Below are 17,385 nucleotides of genomic sequence, written 5' to 3' on the forward strand. Positions count from 1 at the left end.
GCACTCCCTGTGCATTCCTTGATGAGCCGACAGTCTCTGATCGCGCAACAGGCGCTCGCTGTTACCTGGGGAACAGCTGGACAATTAATTCAGCGAACAGGCCTTGCGCCGCAGATGCTCGACATCGTTGATCACCAGGTGGCCGCTCTGGCAGCTGATCACCCCCGAACGCCGCCACAGCTGCAACTGCACATTGAGCTTCGGCCGGCTGGTGTTGAGCATCGAGGCCAGGATGCCCTGGTTGCGCGGCACCGCCGCACAGGTCGCCGGGGCCAGCTCGAAGTCATCGATATTGGCCAGCAGGAACCGCGCCAGACGCGACTCCAGGCGATGCAGGCAAACCAGCTCGAGCAACTCCAGGATCTTCATCAGGCGGGTCATCAGCAGCATCAACACGCGCTGCCAGAACAGTGGCTCGTCGTACAGCACCCGGAAATGCCGCCGCCCCAACAGCAGCACCCGGGTCGGGCCGCAGGCGAAGGCCGAGGTTTCCCGGGCGTGGCCCTCGATCAGCGCCGACTCGCCCACCACCTGGCCGACGCCGGCGCTGCCGACAATCTGCTCGCGCCCGTCCGGGCCATGAATCACCGAATACACCTGCCCTTCGGCGACCAGCGCGATGAAGTCCAGCGCCTCGCTCTTGAGGTAGAGCACCTCCCGGTCACTCAACGAGCGCTCCACGGCATGGGTGGCCACATAACGGATCAAAGTGTCTGGCAGCCCCCTGAACAGATCGGAGCGTGCCAGCAGAGTCTGACGCAACGAAAAATCGAGCATTACCGCGCCTTTTGAATGCATGCGTTCGCCTTGACTGGTAGGAAATCGCTGCGCGAGCACGCAGCGGTGAGAGCGCTTGAAGCCATAGAGCAAAGCAAACAAAGGGACGTCCGAGAGGAGGACTTGTGAATGGGGCGAGGGGGCTTGCGGGTATCGCAAAGGACAAGATAAACAACGAGGCGACGACCAATCATCACGCGAAAAAAAACCGCATGGACGCCCTAAGCCGACATGGGTATGATGTCGCCCGCACTGCACTCGTAGCTCAGCTGGATAGAGTACTGCCCTCCGAAGGCAGGGGTCGTGGGTTCGAATCCCGCCGAGTGCGCCAGCCAGAAACGCAAAAGCCCCAGGTCGCATGGCCTGGGGCTTTTTCAATTCACGATTAAAACAAAGTTTATATAACCAGCTAATAATACTTCATACAAATTATATCTAGAAACTAAATCCCCTATAAAATCCCAGCATAAAAACCATTAAAACTAGACATACTGACAGTTTCGACATATCATAATTCAGCACCAACTTCAAGCATGAGCAATATATATGGACGCGAGAAAGATCACACGCGATAGGGATGTACGTGCAGCTTTACTCAGCAAGGTAATCGCCGAGCATGTTAGTGACCCTTCCACTCTTGTAATTGAAGAACTTGGTTTAGAGCATGGCGCCTGTCGAGTAGATGTAACTGTTGTCAATGGTGCCCTACATGGATACGAGATAAAAAGTGATGCTGACACTTTAGAGCGTTTACCATTTCAGGTAGAGGCTTACTCTCGCTCTCTAGATAAAGCCACTCTTATTGTTGCTGAACGACACTTAGTAAAAGCCGAAACAATTTTACCTGAGTGGTGGGGAATTAAGTCTGTGCATGTTGGGCCTCGGGGCGCCATACATATAAAAACACATAGGCCTGTTTCTTATAACCCGAGTATCTCTCCATACCATCTAGCACATCTGCTTTGGCGCCCAGAAGCTGAAGAGCTTTTAATTTCAAAAGGTATTCCAAGCAAAGCCCTGCGCGTAAACAAATCAGGGCTTTACTCGTTACTTGTTGAAACCACCTCTTTGATTGAGCTTAGAACTTACGTCCGAGCAAAGCTCAAATCACGTGCAGATTGGAGAGTTCATACACCACTCTCGTAATATGATGGTTATTTGTAACGCTTGGCCACGTTGAAGTTCCCCCAGTAGTCACCGCACTTTGTGCAGTCGAACACTCGTAAATATACGAATCCCCCCAAGAAAATTCCTCCCCATCAAAAACTTTCGGAATAGCATTTACTATTTGATCACAATGAGCTCTATACTGGGATCGACCATTCTTCTTCACTTGCGAACCAACCACAATGAACCAATCATCTTCAATTGTGTACTTTATCTTAGCATTTGGATCCATCAACCTTGGGTCAAGATTCCCAGTTTGAGGATGAGAGACTGTGTAGTCAGAAAAGGATGGAATCCTATCTTTGTCATTAAGCCGGCCAAGTAAATTTTTATATCCTAACCACTCAAATCTTTTGGCACGGCCATTTGGACGATAATTCACTGCATTTATGGTAGCAGGAAAGGCCGTTCCAGATACCGTCAAGGAGCGCCAACGATTTATGTATGGCGTGTTCCCGAGAAAACCTAGCATCGTAATAGCGTATGTTACGGCCGAGTTTGGAACAAATTCTTTACTATCTATAACTAGGTCCACATCTGTGGCAGATAGTGAAAAGTAATCTAGAAGTTCTGTAATATCACTCTTCAAATCTAATCGATCATAGTCGTCCGCAACCAGTCGGAGACATATCCCCCTCTTATACTCACCCGTTACACCAAGAACAGATTTTTGATAATCTGTGTGCCGGGAAAGCCCAGTTACTGGAACTACATTACAACCTTCAGCTTCAGCCAAACCTATTAATCGTGATAGGTGATGTTCACCGTTAGCACAGGTAGCAACTGGAGACAAATAACAAGAGTCAATGAAGCAACGCCGCCCCCCCCATTTTTCTTTCAGCCTCTTACCAAACTTCTCCGTATGCTCATCTAGAGTTTTTTTAGGTGCACTGGCCTCAAAATCCCAAGCCTCTTCTGGGATCTCTAATAGTGGAGTTATATTGTCTTTAACACTAGCAGACAATTTCCAAAGCGCCTGATACTCACCCTGACGCCACTTAACAATTGGAACATAATGCCTATGATCAAACAATTCGAGTCCCTTCCTTTTCTATCGATAGTATTTTATTAAATACAGCCTACAAAGCTAAAACATTCAATGCGATGATGTCAATACGCCACCAAAATACAAATCCATTCGCACCCCCTACCAATGGCGTATAAGCCACTACCATATAGATAATAAACCCCCCAAAACTCATAGAAATCAGTAAATTACACACTTCTTCTTTCAAGAAAATAGGAGAACCCTTGAAAGCCTTACCTACACAACCAGCCCACCTATTCAAAATCGCTCAGAAAAGCACTAATTTACTCTTCGCCGAGCAACTTCTAGCAGATCCACTCCATCTCTGAGCAACAAATAAGCTGCATTAGAGAATCAATAGATATCACCATCCTCACTCCCTTTAAAGTAACGGACGCAAGACTCTCTAGGAGATCCGTTCCCGCCTTGATCCGCTGATGAGCACAATCCAACACATGCGCTATCGGCTCATCACTATCGATCAGCAGAACAGGACAGTCAGGAAAATTGGTTTGCAGCGGTATGTACTTCGACATGACATGTCATCCCTAACTTGGTTAAGAAGACTGCCGATCTCGTCGCCAAACGAGTGGGTGGCAGCCGTACGCGGGTTGGCGAACCGGTAAGTTAGTAAACCCGGCAGACCCGAAGGTCTCCCGCGCACAGCCGCCATTGATCGCCATCACCCGTACAGAAATGCACGCGCAAGGAGTCGATGACACGACTGCGCCTAACTTTAAACGGATCGCCAAATCCGGTCGCTGATTTTTCAGCGACAGGGAGAACTATAGGGAGGGAGGTTTGGGAGGAACAAGGCGGATTGGCTGCATTCGTTGTGAGGTATTTCGCTTCTTGATGAAGCCTTTTCTCTCCGAAAACCCTTTAGGTGTCTCCAATCTTTTTTGCGATGATGCCTCCCCTGATGCCATTCACGCGCCCGGCCCACTGCCGAGCGCATACCGTTTCCCGCCAGACTCATGGAAGACCCCACACGATGAATATCCCGACCCTTTCCGGCAACACCGCGCCCTCTCACCAGGCGCGTTATTACTACGGGCCCAACTACAAGAAAATGACCCTGGCGGGCCTGGTCTTCGGTGGGCTTTCGCTGTTCGCGGTGTTCGGCACACCCAGCGAGAACAACAGCGTGATCCGGCTGATAGAGGCCCTGGGGCTCAATGGTCATCTGGTCATGCAACTGCTCGGCGTCCTGGGCGTGGCCATGACCGCCGCCGCCGCGGGTGCACTGATCTTCCTGCGCGGTGCCGGCAATCGTTATGTGGTGCTGACGGATAAGAAGCTGGTGGCCCCGGTCAGCAACTTCAGTTCGAAGATCCGCGAGATTCGCCTGATCAATATCTCGGACGTCGAGCTGGTGGAGGTCTTCAACCAGCGCTTCATCCGCGTCCAGCACAGCGACGGCAAGATGGAACTGGTGGAGAACATGTTCAAGAACCAGGAGCTGTTCTACGACTGCTACAAGGCGATTGCCCTGGCCATCGAGGCCAAGGGCCAGAACGTGAAACGCGCGCCCGCCCGCAAGTAACCGCGCCGGGTTTCAGTCTGGCGTCTGCCGCTGCGGCACCGCTTCATCCTGATCCGCGGCAGGTTGGGCCTGTTGCGGGTCTTCATCTTCTTCACCGGCCTCGAGCAGAAAGTCCTTGCGACTCTCCTTGATGGCCTGGCGGATATCCGCGCCCTTGGTCGGGCAATTCAGCAGTGCAGCGATACGGTCGATGCGTGGCGCCATGGCCAGCCTCTCACTTTCAGGAAACTGGCTCGATAGTGCGCGTTTTCGTGGTGCCAGGCCATTACTTGCGCGCGTTTTGCCCTCAGGGTTGCTGCAAGGCCTCCAGGCGCTCGGCAATTTCCTCGTCGGGGAAACGCTGCTTCAGGGCGATGATGTACTGGTCGGCGACCTTGTCCTGGCCGGTCTTGCGCAGCCGCAATACCTCGCGCAGGGCGTCGTCGAGGATCGACTCCGACGCATGGCGTTCAACCGGCTCCTTGCCCTGCTCCTTACCCGGGAATGACGCCAGGTGCCCCAGGGACTCATAAGGCTTGGCGGTGAAGGCTTCGGTATCCCGGGTCAGCGGCAGGCCCGCCCCGGGTGCCGCGGGAGCGGGTGCCGACAAGGCGCCAGCGGCCGCCTCCGGCGTCGCAGCCAGTTCGAAGCGGTTCGATGCTTCCATGGTTGATTCCGCATGGGCGGATTCCGCGGGGGCAGCGCCGGCGGGCGCGGACTCGGCCTGGCGCCGTGCAAGCTGCGGGGCAGCGGCCTTTGCCACGGGTGCCGGCGCGGGAGCGAATGCCTGGCTCGGCGCCGGCTCTGGAGAGCGCTGCAACACGCCCAGCAGCAGGGTCACGCCGAACAGACCGGCGAACGCCACTTGCCAGCGCGGCTGGCGGCACAGATCGAACCAGCGTTGCCACAGGGAAGGCCGGGGTGCCGGGGCTTCGCGCCGGGCCGTGGCCATGATCAGGGCGTCGAGGCTGGCCGGCGGTTCGCCGTGGCTGTGCTGGCGAATGTGCTCGAGCATGCGCTCTTCTTCGGTAGGGGGAAGCTGTCGGGCGTCAGTCATGTCAGTACCTCCTCGGCCAGGAGCCGACGCAGTTTTTTCAGCGCATAACGGAAGCGGCTTTTCACCGTTTCCAGCGGCGTATCGGTAAGGCTGGCGATCTGCGGCAACTCCAGTTCGCCGTGGGCGCGCAGCAGGAACACCTCGCGCTGGTCGGCGGGCAGATCCTGCAAGGCGGCGTCGATGCGTTGCCGTTCACGGCTCAGGCTCAGGTGTTGTTCCGGGCCGCTGGCGTCATCGGCCAGGTCGTGCAGCTGCTCGTCGTAGCTGTCGTGCAGCGGGTTGCGCAGGCCGTGCTTGCGCCAGTGGTCGATCAGGCGGTTGCGGGCGATCTGGTACAGCCAGGTGCGAAAACTGGCCCGGCCCTGTGGCGCGCTGGTGGTGCGGATCAGGCTGAGCCAGGTGTCCTGGTAGACCTCGTCGGCCAGCTCGGCCTTGTCGCACAGGCTCAGCAGGAACCGGTACAACCCCTGGCGATGCCGCTGGTAGAGGACCTCGAAGGCGGCGCTGTCACCCGCGCGATAACGCGCCAGCAGCGTTTCGTCGCTGCTGGCGGGCTCTGGTCGATTCGCCGCAGGCATGGTCGTGCTGAACTCCTTCGGGTGGTGGGTCATGACGTTACTCACGGCGGCTCAAGGCCTCCCCGGAACGTCCCGGCTGATCCGCCGGAGCGGCAGTCTGCAGGCTCTGCGCCAGTTCCACCAGCTGCACGAACTCGCCGCGCAGGCCGAAACGGTCTTCGCCCTTGGCGCCGCGGGCCAGGGCGACGGTGTCCTTGAGGCCGAAGTCGCCGGTGTAACGAGCGTCCTTGAGCTGCTGGGCGAACGCCGCCACGGCTGCGGCAAATCTTAGATCATCGCTGGCCTGGACGAGTTTGCCGTGCTGTTGCGACGCCAGGATCGGCCGCTCGATCAGCCGGCTGCTGCCGCCCTGCGGTGCCTGGTAGCGTACCCGCAGCATCGCCAGCTCGTCGTCCTTGATGTTCGATTCCGACGACGCCTGGGCCTGGCCATAACGCAGCGGCTCCAGCCAGCCCTGCTCGCCCTTGGGCACGATTTCATACAGCGCGGTGACCGTATGCCCGGCCCCGATCTCGCCGGCATCGACCTTGTCGTTGTTGAAGTCCTCGCGTTTCAGCGCGCGGTTCTCATAACCCAGCAGGCGGTATTCGCTGACCTGGGCCGGGTTGAATTCCACCTGCAGCTTCACGTCCTTGGCCACCACCGCCAGGGTCGAGCCGAGCTGGTCCACCAGGACCTTGCGCGCCTCGCGCAGGTTGTCGATATAGGCATAGTTGCCATCGCCGGCGTCGGCCAGTTGCTCCATCAGGTACTCGTTGTAGTTGTCCACGCCAAAGCCGAGGGTGGTCAGCGACACACCGCTTTTACGCTGCTCGACGGCCATCTGCTTGAGACGGTCGAAGTCGCTGATGCCGACGTTGAAGTCGCCATCGGTGGCCAGCAGGATGCGGTTGATGCCGTTCTTGATGAAGCCTTGCCGGGCCATCTGATACGCCAACTGGATGCCCGACGCGCCGGCGGTGGAGCCGCCCGCCGTCAGTTGCTCGATGGCGTTGCGGATCTTCGCCTTGTCGCGCCCGGAAGTGGGCTCCAGCACCACCCGCGACTCACCGGCATACACCACCAGCGATACCCGGTCCTGTTCGCGCAACTGGTCGACCAGCAGCTTGAGGGTGCTTTGCACCAGCGGCAGGCCCTCGCGGCGATCCATGGAGCCGGACACGTCCACCAGGAACACCAGGTTGGCCGGCGCCAGCTCGGCGACGGCGCGATCCGAGGCCTTGATGCCAATGCGCAGCAGACGGGTGTGGGGGTTCCAGGGCGACGGCGCGATCTCGGTGGTCACGCCAAACGGCGAACCGTCGCCGGGCAGGGCGTAATCGTAGGGGAAGTAATTGACCAGTTCTTCCAGGCGCACCGCGCCTTGCGGCGGCAGGCTGCCCTGGTTGAGCAGACGCCGGACGTTGGCGTAGGCACCGGTATCGACGTCGACGCTGAAGGTCGAGACCGGAGCCTGCGCCACGCTGTGGATCGGGTTGTCCGGCAGGTTCTGGTACTGCTCCCGCGGTTCGGCGCGATAGCCGGCGGGCAGCGATTCGCGCGTCATCATCGAGGCGTGCCTGGGCGCCGGAGCGAGCGCCTTGGCGTTGTTGTATCCAGCCGGGATCACATCGGCGCGCGAGGCCTCGCTCGGCGAGGGCACGGCGGCCTGCGGCTCTACCGCCTCCGGGGCGGGCAAGGCACCGCCCCGGGTCTCAGGCGAGGACGGGCCGCAACCGGCCATGGCCAACAGCAACCCGGCGGCGCACCCCTGAACGGCGGGGCGAAGGAAATACGGAGAAAGGAACATGGGGGCTGACCTCGGGAGAAATTGATCCATTCCCTCCTTCAGACGAAGCCCCTCGGCGATTCGGGTTAAGCCCCGGAAAATTTTTTCTTAGCGCAGGTAGCGCCGCACCACGCTGCTGTTACGCAGCACGTGGCCGTTGATCTTTTCCAGCAGCTGGGCGCGGGTCAGGCCGGCCGGCAAGGCGTCGGGCGCCAGCTCCAGGGCGTAGATCTGGATGATGTAGTGGTGCGCGCTGTCGCCCACCGGCGGGCAAGGGCCGACGTAGCCGGTGGTGCCTTTGCTGTTGGTGCCGCCCAGCCCTTCCAGCGTGCCCTTGGCCCCCGCGCCCGCGGCGATCTGTCGGGTCGTGGGCTTGATCCCGTAATGCACCCAGTGGTCGATACCCTGGCCTTTGGCGCCGTCCGGGTCGTGCATCACGATGGCGTAGCTGCGAGTGCCCTCCGGGCCGGCGGTCCAGGCCAGGGCCGGCGACAGGTTATGCCCGCCACAGCCCTTGGCATCGCTGGCGCTGGCCGGGGTGAACAGGCGGTTGTCCGAGACACCGGGCACGTTCAGGGTGAAACGCTCCTGGGCCTGGGCCGGCAACTGCAGGCACAGCAGGACGGCGCCGGCGGCCAGCCAGGTATTGAGAGAGGCAAAACGGGACATACGCGAGCACCTTCTGCGAATGGGTTCATCGGAGCCTGGAAACAGGAGCCTGGAGACTATAGCTGCGCGGCGCAGCGTTGCGCTTGAGCAATATTGGCGCTGATTGAGCTTGAGCCGTGGCCGCTTGTAAACGAAAAAACCCCGGATTTTTTCAGCTCCGGGGCTTTTTTCGACGAGCGCCGGGATTTTTACCCGGCCGCCCTGATCCCGCGACCTTCAACCGGCCGCCGAATCAGCGCTCCACGGAATCCGCCAGCAACGGCGCATGCGGCTGGCGCTCGGGGTTCAGGCGCAAGAAACCGGTGGTGACAAGGCTGATACCGCCCTCCTCGTCGTTATGCACCGTCATGGTCCCGGGCTGGCGCATGCGCGCAAAGTTGGTGGCGCTGAGCTTGAAGCTTTCGCTCAGGCGCTGGTCGTCCAGCGCCGGCGACGGCAGGCGGCGCCGGGCAAAACTTTTGCTCTTGCGCTGCTGGTAACGCGCCCAGAGGATCAGCACGGCGGCGTTGAGCAGGGCCACCCACAGGTAGGTCTGCAAGGTGCCCAGCGCTTCCAGCACGCCGACCTCGATACGCGGGCCGTCGTGGGTGTCGATCAGCGGCCACAGGCCGCGTACCAGCAGGTACAGCAGGCCGATCCAGGCCAGCACGGTGAACGCCGCATCGACGATCACCAGCAATGGGCGTTGACGGGTTCTGATGATTTTCATCAGCGAGCCTCCTCTTCATCATCTATCGGCTTGATGCCACGGTCGGGGCTGACCCAGCGCGCACGCTTCTGGTGTTGGCTGAACAGCACCTTGGGGAAACTGACAAGCGTGGTGAACAGGCTGACGAGCCAGAACACCAGGGGGTACCAGACCACCCAGAACATGGTCTTGCCCAAGCCCTTTTCATACCGGCGATCGATCAGGATGCTGACCGCGAACTGCAGCAGGCAGACCATCGCCAGCACCAGCCCGGTGAAGGCCGGCGGCATCAGGCGGTCGACGGCGATGGCCTCGGGCATGACGATGAAATGGCCAACGCCCCAGAAGATCACCGACAGCAGGAAGGTGAAGGCCCAGCCGGTGGACAGGCAGTATTCGAACAGCAGCGGCCACAGGTAGCGGTGGCGCCATTGCCAGATCCCGCGGATGTTCTTGAACAGCACCTCGGCGCCACCCTGGGCCCAGCGCAGGCGCTGCTTCCACAGGCCGCGCAGGGTTTCCGGCATGAGGATCCAGCACAGTGCCCGCGGCTCGTAGAAGATGCTCCAGTGATCGAGTTGCAGCTTCCAGCTGATGTCGATGTCTTCGGTGATCATGTCCGGGCTCCAGTAGCCGACCCGGTGCAGGGCCGAGCGGCGGAAGGCGACAATCACCCCGGAGACCGTGAAGATCCGTCCGAACACCCGCTGGGTGCGCTTGATCAGGCCGATGATCGAAGAGAACTCGCCCACCTGGACCCGGCCCACCAGGGTCGAGCGGGTGCGAATGCGCGGGTTGCCGGTCACCGCGCCCAGGCGCGAGTTCTCCAGCAGTGGCGCCACCAGATAGGCGGCGGTGTTCGGCGCCAGCAACGCGTCGCCGTCGATGCACACCAGGTATTCGCTGCGCGCCGCCACGGCGCCCATGCGCAGGGCCACGGCCTTGCCCTGGTTTTGTGCCAGGTGCACCACCCGCAGCCGCGGATCCTCCAGCGCCAGGGCGTCCAGCACTTGCGCGGTGTTGTCCTTGGAGCCGTCGTTGATCGCGATGACTTCGATGTTCGGGTAGTGCTGGGCCAGCGCCGCGTGGATGGTGTCGGCCGCGTTGTCGCCCTCGTTGTAGCAAGGGATCAGGATGCTGATCAGCGGCTCGCCCGCCAGCGCCGGCGGCAGGGTGTCGTCCTTCCAGGGCCAGTGGCGTTCCCAGTGCAGCCAGAAGTACAGGCCGCCGGCGATCCACAGGCCGGACATGAACAGCGGGTAGAAGAACACGAAGTCCATCAGGAACTGGCCGGTCACCAGGAAGATCAGGCCCAGCGGCACACCGAGGACAATCGCCAGGACGAGCAGGGCTAGCAGTCGATCCAACATGATTTAGGGATTCCACTTGGTGGAGAGCGCGGGACGGATGGTCTTCAGGTCCGGCGAGTTCTCGAGAAAGTTATCCGGGTAGTAGCCGAAGCTGGTCGCGCCCTGGCGCTTGAGCCGGCCCATCCAGTCGGCCATCTGCGCGGCGTCGATATCGCTCGCCGGTTTTTGCGCCCAGTCCCGGGCCTGCAGTTCGAAGACGGTACGGTTGAGCGCGCCGGGGCGTGCCTTGACCGTGGCCACCAGTTGCTCCAGCCAGGCGCCGGAAGCCTTGCGCGGCTGGCCCTCCATCAACGGCATGGCCATCGGCGCGGTCCAGTCGTAATTGGCGAGGAAGTCGTCGAGGTTCTGGGCGAACCAGGCTTCGCTCTGCGGGTTGAGTATCGGCTCGGCGAACAGGTTGCGCGCGGTCAGCACCTGCGGCCCACGGATCGCCTTGACCTTGGCGGTCAGCTCATGGGTGAAGTCGATCAGGTAGCGGCTCTTGAAGCGGGTCCAGCGCTGCAGGGTCGCCGGATCGGCGCGCAAGGCGGCGATCGAACCGGGCAGGCCGTTGGCGGCATAGGCGCGCAGGGCTGCGGGGCTGGCGTCTTCGAAGTCGGAGAACACCGCGTCGTCGTGGTAGAGGATGCCGTCCACCGAGGTCAGGCGCGCCACGTCTTCGTAGATCTCACCGATGATGCGCCGCACCTGCGGGTCGAACGGCGACAGGCGCCGGTACTGGTCAGGGTCGACCGCAACCTGGCCGGTTTCCGGGTCCCAGCGGGTCACGCGTGGCAGGCTCGGGTCGAGGGCGAAACTCAGCACCGGCATCCAGGCGAACACCTTGACGTTGGCCCGGGTGCGCAGTTGCCAGGCGACCCGGTCGAAGATATCGGCGCGCACCGGCAGGTGGCGGTTGGCGAAGTACAGCGAGTGCACCAGGCCATCGCCCTTGGGGTCGGCGAAGGCTTGCAGGAACACGGTGTTGACGCCCAGGTCGGCCATGCGCTGGACCAGCTTGCCGAGGTTGATTTCCTGCTGCTGCGGGTCCGGGTCGTAGACGTTGTCCAGGTCGACATGGGCCACGCGCATCGGGTTGCTGGCCTCGACGCCGACGATGCTGTTGGAGAAGTGGATGCCGTCCGGGTCCGAGGACACCAGGAAGCGCGGGCTGCTCATCAGGTTGTCGAGGGCATCGAGGCCGTCGTCGAGGGTCAGGGCCATGTCGTAGCCCTCCTCGCCCACCACCCGCAGCGCGGTGCCATCGGCGGCGCCATAAGGCCAGACCCAGACCCGTGGGTTGTAGCCGGTGGCGGCGCGGATTTTTTTCGAGATCGCCGCCACGTCGCTGCGCAGGCGCGCCTCGAATTCGGCTTCGCTTTCATAGCGCCCGGTGTTGGCGTCATAGCGCCGGGTGGCGGCGGCCGGTTGCAGGTTGCCCTGGGGGTTGGCCAGCACGCCCTTGTGGTTGGCATCGGTGTGGGCGGCGATTTCCACCAGGCCGGAACGGGAGATCTCGCGGACCTGCTCCCAGGTCAGGAAGTCCGATCGCTTGTGCGGGGTGCCGGCAAAATCCACCGGCTGGTTCAGCGGGGTATCGACCCACGCCCCCACCGGCGCCAGCAGGGCATGCCAGTTGTAGCTGCGCAGCACCGGCAACACGCGGGTGTAGAAGCTCGCGTAACCGTCGTCGAAGCTCAGCAGCACGGCCTTGACCGGCAGCTCGGGGCCGCCTTTGCGCGCCGCCATGATCTGGTCCACGGTGACCGGCTGGTAGCCGTTCTCGCGCAGCCAGGCCAGCTGTTCGATCAGGCGTTCAGTGCGCACGGCCACCACCGCCTGGTCGGGGTCGCGGTCTTCGACGTCGTGGTAGGCAATGCCCAGCACGTGGTTTTTCGGCCACGGGGTTTCGCTGGCGGGCACCGGGCGTTGCGCCGGCGCCAGGAAATCCGCGGCGGGCTGGGCGCAGGCGCTGAGAATCAGGGCTCCCAGCAGGAGGATGCAACGGGTCATCGGAGGCATCTTCGGACTCTTCTAGAAGCGGTAGGTAAGGTCGAGGAGCAGGCGCAGGTCGGTTTCCCGGTCGCCGTCATAAGGCCGGTTGAGCACGCTCAGGGCGGCACCGGCTTCGAACACGTCGTTCCAGGTCACGCGCTGACCATAGCTGAGCAGGCCGATCGCCCCGGTGGAGTAATCGCGCTGGCTGTAGGTACCGGCGCCCACCTGGAACTGCTGGCTCCAGGAGGTTTCGTAGCGGTGATAGAGCACGTGGTTGACGTTCACCGTCGGCAGGACCGTGAAGTCCGACTTGGGGTTGAAGTAGGGCGTGTCTTCCTTGCTGTTGCGGCTGGCGCCGACTTCCAGGCCCAGGTCGACCTGTACGTGGGGCGTGGCATAGACGCCCTCGCGACCGGTGAGCACAGCTTCGAAACGGTTGTTGCCATCGCTGAAATGCGAGGGGCTCAGGGCCAGCCGCCATTCCCGGCTCTCGTTGGCCCGCCAGCGCACGAAGCCGCTGCCGCCATTGGCGTAGATGTTGCTGTTGAGCGCCCGCAGCGGCGTGTTGGCCGAGAGGTATTCCAGGCTGGCGCCGTACTGCCAGTGATCGTCGATGTCGCGGGCCAGGGACAGCCGCGCGCCCTGCTTGTCGTCGAAGCCGTAGGAGTGGTTGGAGACTTCCGCTTCCAGGGTCATGTCGCGGGTCCGGCGCTCCACGCCGATCCGCTGCCAGCGGTGATGCCCGGTGCCTTCCTGGAAGTCGCCGGTGGCATAGCCGAGGCCGCCGAACAGGCGCCAGTCTTCATTGATCGGCGGGCTGTAGAGCACCGTCTCGATGCCGAAATCCTTGCTCCCGGAAACCGCGCCGGCGCCGCTGTTGCCACCGCCGTAGCTCTTGCCGCCATAGGTCTCGACCCGCAGCTCGGCCATGTCGTGCACTTGGCGCTGGCGGGCCAGGCGCTGCACCTGACGGTTGTCGGGATAACGCTGCACCACGTCGTCGGTCAGGGCATCGAGCTGACGCCATTCCTGCAGGTCCTGGGCGGTGTGGCCCTGGGCAACCTCGAGGCCGACATCGCGCGGCGCCATGCTCTCGGTTTCCTTGAGCAGGCCCTCGGCGCGACGCGGCCAGTCCCGGGCCTGGTACAGGTTGGCCTGGGCCACGCGCAGGCCGATATTGCCCGGCGCCTGGTCCACCAGGCTGGCCAGGCGCTGCTCGCTGCCCGGCAGGTCGGCGCTGTAGGTGCCGGACTGCGCGGCGAGCTGCTGGGCGTCCATCCATTCATCGTTGGGGTTGCCCACCGGCAAGCCCTTGAGCTCGACCCGCGGTTTCTGGTTCCTGGCCAGGTCGTCGGCGACCTGTTGCGCCTCCTGCGGGCGGTCGCTTTCCAGCAAGGCGTAGTACAGCGCGGTGCTGTCTTCGACGCGGTCGCTGACATCGGCATCCGGCGCCGCCAGCACCTGGCGATAGAGGTCGCTGGCGATCTCCGGCTGGCGCTGGTCCAGGTAGGCGGCCGCCACCCAACGCCGGGCGTAGGTGGGGATGGCCACGTCTTCGGCGGTCAGCGTGCGGTACTGGTCAATTACCTGGGCGGTGCGTGCCCGGGCCTTGAGCGCGCCCATGCGGTCGATGCGCCAGCGGGTCACGTCGTCCTTGGCCGCCGGGTCCGGGGTCCAGGTGGCGAGCAACTGGTCGTAATCGGCCAGGGCGCGGTCGGCGATGACATAACGCTCTTTCTCGCTGCGGGTCGCCAGCTCGGCCAGGCGCACACGCTCGGCGGCCAGGTCGCCTTGCAGACGGCGCTCGATCAGCGGATCGATCAGCCCCGGGCGCTGGCGGGCCAGGCGCAGGGCCGGTTCTGGCAGGCGGGCCCGTTGCAGGGCGAACACGTATTCGCGGGCGACTTCCGGCCGGGTGCCGGCGCGGATAAACGCCTGGTCGAACTCGAACAGCGCGTCATACGGCGAACCGGCGCGGGTCAGGGCGTAGCCCAGGGCCAGGCGGCGGGTGGCATCGTCAGGCTTGGCCGCCACCAGTTCGCGGGCACGGCGCACGGCTTCCTCAGGCTTGCCGGCGTCGGCCTGGGTCAGGGCCAGGCCCAGTTGCAGGTCGGGGTTGCGTGGGTCGCGTTCGAGGGCCAGGCGGTACACCTGGATCGCCGCGTCCCAGCGCTGCAGATTGCGGTAGGCACGGGCGGTGGCGGTCAGCGCCTGGATCGGCAGCACCCGGCCACGGGCCTGGGTTTCATAGACATTCACCACCTCGCTGTCGAGGCCGGCCCAGCTGGCGATCTGCAGGTGGTCGCTGACCAGCCCGGCGTTCAGGCGGTCGGCCGGCACCTGGCGCAAATGGCTCAGGGCTGGCGCATAACTGCCGGCGCGGGCGTCGAGAATCAGGCGGTCGTACGCCGGGTCGGCGAGGGCCAGGGTCGGCCACAGCAATTGGCTGCATAACGTCAGGCGCAGCAGCGGTCGCAAACCATAAAGGCGAACAGGATGAACAATGAACGGCATTTCTTCAGCATCCTTACATGGCTAGCCGGGGTCTTGTGTCCCCCCGCCTGATACGTGCCAGGAAGCCGAATCAGATGACTCGGCCAGATTGGGGCGGAGTCTTCCATGCAAGGCTGATGCGGATGCGCAAATGCAATATTTCTTCAGATTCGTTTCTGCGCGAATCCGCGAACGACGTGGCCTGTAGCCATGTTCAAGGAGGCTCTGGGGGGGAATTCTCCAGCCAGCCACAGGCAAAAAAAACGCCCGGCGACTCCGTGGTACGGAGGCCGGGCGTTTCTGGCTGAAAACCCCGTGGAGGGGTTTTGCGCGGCTTACTGGATGGTGACCGGACCCAGTTTGCTCATGACAAAACCGACGAACTGCTCAGGTGTCATTTTCTGGCCGTTGAAGTCCACTTCGTTGTTGGCATAACGCAGCTTGGAGACGATGTCGTTGCCTTCCAGCTTGGCCAGCTGGGTGCCCAGCGCCATGCCGCTGACCATGTCGGCGGCCATGCTGCCCTGGTCGGCGATCGCCTTGGCGTCGGTCACGCCATCCAGCTGCGCCTGCACCGATGCCATGTCGGCGATCATCGGCTTGGACAGCAGCAGGTTCAGGTCCAGCTGGGTGAGCAGTTGCTTGCTCAGTTCGGCCGGCGGCAGTTCCATGGATTGCGGCTTGTTCAGGTCCACCACCAGGCTCAGGCGGCTTTCGCCATTGGTGGTCTTGAATGAGAGGTTTTCCAGGGCGATATGCGGCTGGGCGGCCAGCAGCTTGTCCAGGTCAGCCTTGACCTGGGCCTGCTCGGCCTCGCTCAGGTTCAGCTCGGGCGCTGGCTCCCCGGCGGCTTCGGCCGCGGCGACGGCGTCTTCGTAGGGTTGCAGCTTGTTCTGGTAGACCTGCATCAGCGACATGCCGGAGGCGATGTCGAGGTTCTTCATGCTCCAGGTCATTTGCGCCGAACCGACGGCTTTGCCGTTGAGGGCGACTTCGCCGATCTTGTAGTCGGCACGGCCGGCCAGGTGGGCGCCCTTCTCGTCGGTGGCGCTCTTGATCTGCGAATTCTTGAAGCTGAGCACCGACTGTTTCTCGCCGAACGTGGCCTTGGTGCTGGTCAGCTCCAGGGTGTTGTCTCCGACGTAGAAGCCATAGTTGCTCTTGGTCAGGTTGCTGGCCAGGGTCAGGCCGTTGAGCTCGACCTGCACCGGCGTCTGGTCTTCGGCGACGCTGTTGAGCTTGAGGCTGTCCATGTAGCCTTCGGCCTTGACCTTCTGCGCTTGGGCGCTGGTCGAGAGGTCCAGCTTCAGGCCGGAGAACTTGAGGGTCGACTTGTCGTCCAGGGCCGTCTCCAGCGGCAGCAACTCCAGGTTGCCGGTGGCGGAACGGTCGTAACCCAGGTTGACCACGCCCTTGAGCGGGGAAACATCCTTGGTGGCGGCGAACCATTTCTCGGTCAGGGCGTTCTTTTCCAGCTCGTAGTGACTGGTGGCCATGACCGGCAGCCATTTCAGGGTCATCAGGCGCGAGAACGGCAGCGGGCCGTGTTCGATGCGGTCGACGAACACCAGCTCGACCCCCTCGGCGCTGTCGCCGAACATCTCGCCCTGGCCCTTGAGGCGGTAGCGCGCGGTGCTGCTGAACAGGTTGCGCTCCAGCGATACCAGCTCCAGGCTGGCGGTACCGTTGGAACCGACCATGGCGGCCTGGAGTTCCTTGTTGGCGTCGGCGATAGAGGTTTGCAGCACCCCTTCCAGCTTGGTCCCGGTATACCAGGCGCCGCCGGCACTGATAGCGCCCACCGCGACGACGATTCCTAACAGTACGCCTGCTGATTTATTCATTATTTGACCCGATCGATCCGTTGTTGAAATGTGTGGTCGTCTTCCCTGAACCCGGCACGGGTTGTGGCTCGACTGTGCGTAAAACTGCCGAAGATTAGCACCGGCCAGGCCAGGCGGCCCAACCTTTCCATGTGAAAAGTCGTGAATGCGCAGGGCAGAAAGCTATAGCGCGTTTAGCCAGGTAAATCGCGGAGTCAGGATTTGCGGTTGCTACGCAACCGGTCGCAGCCTCGCGGGCTCGGCAGCGGCTACGTAGACGCCGCGTTCCTGTAGCCGCTGGCGCAGCCTGCGATCGGCGGCGCAGCCGTCGCTGGGCCAGACGGTGCGTTTCTTCAGGCAGATCGTGGACTCAGGGTTTGCGGTTGCTGCGCAACCGGTCGCAGCCTCGCGGGCTCGGCAGCGGCTACGTAGACGCCGCGTTCCTGTAGCCGCTGGCGCAGCCTGC

14 protein-coding genes and 1 tRNA gene are annotated in these 17,385 nt (G+C 62.1%); 3 read left to right on the forward strand and 12 right to left on the reverse strand.

All coding sequences use genetic code 11. The annotated features are described in order from the left end of the window. Window positions 1-84: 84 nt before the first annotated feature. Window positions 85-777 (reverse strand): Crp/Fnr family transcriptional regulator, encoded by a 693-nt coding sequence (locus tag AC07VU_RS10195; protein ID WP_160166685.1) that lies wholly within the window; start codon window positions 775-777, stop codon window positions 85-87. A gap of 254 nt (window positions 778-1,031) precedes the next feature. Between AC07VU_RS10195 and AC07VU_RS10200 the strand changes: the two genes are divergently transcribed. Beyond that, window positions 1,032-1,108: transfer RNA gene (locus AC07VU_RS10200), tRNA-Arg, on the forward strand. A gap of 215 nt (window positions 1,109-1,323) precedes the next feature. Continuing rightward, window positions 1,324-1,923: a sce7726 family protein gene (locus tag AC07VU_RS10205; protein WP_495029811.1), complete on the forward strand. Its 600-nt coding sequence runs from the start codon at window positions 1,324-1,326 to the stop codon at window positions 1,921-1,923. Here AC07VU_RS10205 and AC07VU_RS10210 read toward each other — a convergent pair. Next, window positions 1,880-2,977, reverse strand: a complete 1,098-nt coding sequence (locus AC07VU_RS10210) for a beta family protein (RefSeq protein ID WP_495029812.1) — start codon at window positions 2,975-2,977, stop codon at window positions 1,880-1,882. The genes AC07VU_RS10205 and AC07VU_RS10210 overlap by 44 nt on opposite strands. A 988-nt stretch (window positions 2,978-3,965) precedes the next feature. On the opposite strand from AC07VU_RS10210, the gene AC07VU_RS10215 reads away from it, so the two are divergent. Then, window positions 3,966-4,517 carry a hypothetical protein gene (locus AC07VU_RS10215; RefSeq protein WP_495029813.1) on the forward strand — a complete coding sequence of 184 codons (552 nt, stop codon included), beginning with the start codon at window positions 3,966-3,968 and terminating at the stop codon, window positions 4,515-4,517. Between the two features lie 12 nt (window positions 4,518-4,529). Here AC07VU_RS10215 and AC07VU_RS10220 read toward each other — a convergent pair whose 3' ends face one another. From AC07VU_RS10220 to AC07VU_RS10265, 10 genes are all read right to left on the reverse strand, one after another. Then, window positions 4,530-4,721 (reverse strand): hypothetical protein, encoded by a 192-nt coding sequence (locus AC07VU_RS10220; protein ID WP_123573438.1) that lies wholly within the window; start codon window positions 4,719-4,721, stop codon window positions 4,530-4,532. An 82-nt stretch (window positions 4,722-4,803) separates the two neighbouring features. Continuing rightward, the gene (locus AC07VU_RS10225) at window positions 4,804-5,553 is read right to left on the reverse strand and encodes a hypothetical protein (RefSeq protein ID WP_274301760.1); all 750 of its coding nucleotides are present in this window, start codon (window positions 5,551-5,553) and stop codon (window positions 4,804-4,806) included. Further along, window positions 5,550-6,131: an RNA polymerase sigma factor gene (locus AC07VU_RS10230; protein ID WP_009041613.1), complete on the reverse strand. Its 582-nt coding sequence runs from the start codon at window positions 6,129-6,131 to the stop codon at window positions 5,550-5,552. The genes AC07VU_RS10225 and AC07VU_RS10230 overlap by 4 nt, the downstream gene beginning before the upstream one ends. Window positions 6,132-6,168: 37 nt before the next feature. Next, window positions 6,169-7,920: a vWA domain-containing protein gene (locus tag AC07VU_RS10235; protein ID WP_495029814.1), complete on the reverse strand. Its 1,752-nt coding sequence runs from the start codon at window positions 7,918-7,920 to the stop codon at window positions 6,169-6,171. Between the two features lie 87 nt (window positions 7,921-8,007). After that, entirely contained in the window at window positions 8,008-8,568 is a 561-nt protein-coding gene (locus AC07VU_RS10240) for a YbhB/YbcL family Raf kinase inhibitor-like protein (protein WP_007930309.1), read from the reverse strand. Window positions 8,569-8,800: 232 nt separating this feature from the next. Continuing rightward, on the reverse strand, window positions 8,801-9,277 hold the full coding sequence (pgaD, locus tag AC07VU_RS10245; protein WP_495029815.1) for a poly-beta-1,6-N-acetyl-D-glucosamine biosynthesis protein PgaD: 477 nt from the start codon (window positions 9,275-9,277) through the stop codon (window positions 8,801-8,803). Continuing rightward, entirely contained in the window at window positions 9,277-10,626 is a 1,350-nt protein-coding gene (pgaC, locus tag AC07VU_RS10250) for a poly-beta-1,6-N-acetyl-D-glucosamine synthase (protein ID WP_495029816.1), read from the reverse strand. Before pgaC ends, pgaD begins: the two co-directional genes overlap by 1 nt. Window positions 10,627-10,629: 3 nt before the next feature. After that, window positions 10,630-12,627, reverse strand: a complete 1,998-nt coding sequence (gene pgaB / locus AC07VU_RS10255) for a poly-beta-1,6-N-acetyl-D-glucosamine N-deacetylase PgaB (protein WP_495029817.1) — start codon at window positions 12,625-12,627, stop codon at window positions 10,630-10,632. A gap of 12 nt (window positions 12,628-12,639) precedes the next feature. Further along, the gene (pgaA, locus tag AC07VU_RS10260; RefSeq protein WP_495029818.1) at window positions 12,640-15,117 is read right to left on the reverse strand and encodes a poly-beta-1,6 N-acetyl-D-glucosamine export porin PgaA; all 2,478 of its coding nucleotides are present in this window, start codon (window positions 15,115-15,117) and stop codon (window positions 12,640-12,642) included. A gap of 314 nt (window positions 15,118-15,431) precedes the next feature. Next, window positions 15,432-16,940 (reverse strand): YdgA family protein, encoded by a 1,509-nt coding sequence (locus tag AC07VU_RS10265; RefSeq protein ID WP_087092321.1) that lies wholly within the window; start codon window positions 16,938-16,940, stop codon window positions 15,432-15,434. Between the last annotated feature and the right edge of the window lie 445 nt (window positions 16,941-17,385).

It is taken from the genome of Pseudomonas sp. GW821-FHT02B10 (assembly GCF_059421865.1).

What these genes read in the sequence shown, in the direction of transcription:
- AC07VU_RS10195 (WP_160166685.1), bottom strand. Translation starts at nt 777, where the DNA reads ATGCTCGATTTTTCGTTGCGTCAGACTCTGCTGGCACGCTCCGATCTG.
- AC07VU_RS10205 (WP_495029811.1), top strand. Translation starts at nt 1,324, where the DNA reads ATGGACGCGAGAAAGATCACACGCGATAGGGATGTACGTGCAGCTTTA.
- AC07VU_RS10215 (WP_495029813.1), top strand. Translation starts at nt 3,966, where the DNA reads ATGAATATCCCGACCCTTTCCGGCAACACCGCGCCCTCTCACCAGGCG.
- AC07VU_RS10220 (WP_123573438.1), bottom strand. Translation starts at nt 4,721, where the DNA reads ATGGCGCCACGCATCGACCGTATCGCTGCACTGCTGAATTGCCCGACC.
- AC07VU_RS10225 (WP_274301760.1), bottom strand. Translation starts at nt 5,553, where the DNA reads ATGACTGACGCCCGACAGCTTCCCCCTACCGAAGAAGAGCGCATGCTC.
- AC07VU_RS10230 (WP_009041613.1), bottom strand. Translation starts at nt 6,131, where the DNA reads ATGCCTGCGGCGAATCGACCAGAGCCCGCCAGCAGCGACGAAACGCTG.
- AC07VU_RS10235 (WP_495029814.1), bottom strand. Translation starts at nt 7,920, where the DNA reads ATGTTCCTTTCTCCGTATTTCCTTCGCCCCGCCGTTCAGGGGTGCGCC.
- AC07VU_RS10240 (WP_007930309.1), bottom strand. Translation starts at nt 8,568, where the DNA reads ATGTCCCGTTTTGCCTCTCTCAATACCTGGCTGGCCGCCGGCGCCGTC.
- pgaD (WP_495029815.1), bottom strand. Translation starts at nt 9,277, where the DNA reads ATGAAAATCATCAGAACCCGTCAACGCCCATTGCTGGTGATCGTCGAT.
- pgaC (WP_495029816.1), bottom strand. Translation starts at nt 10,626, where the DNA reads ATGTTGGATCGACTGCTAGCCCTGCTCGTCCTGGCGATTGTCCTCGGT.
- pgaB (WP_495029817.1), bottom strand. Translation starts at nt 12,627, where the DNA reads ATGCCTCCGATGACCCGTTGCATCCTCCTGCTGGGAGCCCTGATTCTC.
- pgaA (WP_495029818.1), bottom strand. Translation starts at nt 15,117, where the DNA reads ATGCCGTTCATTGTTCATCCTGTTCGCCTTTATGGTTTGCGACCGCTG.
- AC07VU_RS10265 (WP_087092321.1), bottom strand. Translation starts at nt 16,940, where the DNA reads ATGAATAAATCAGCAGGCGTACTGTTAGGAATCGTCGTCGCGGTGGGC.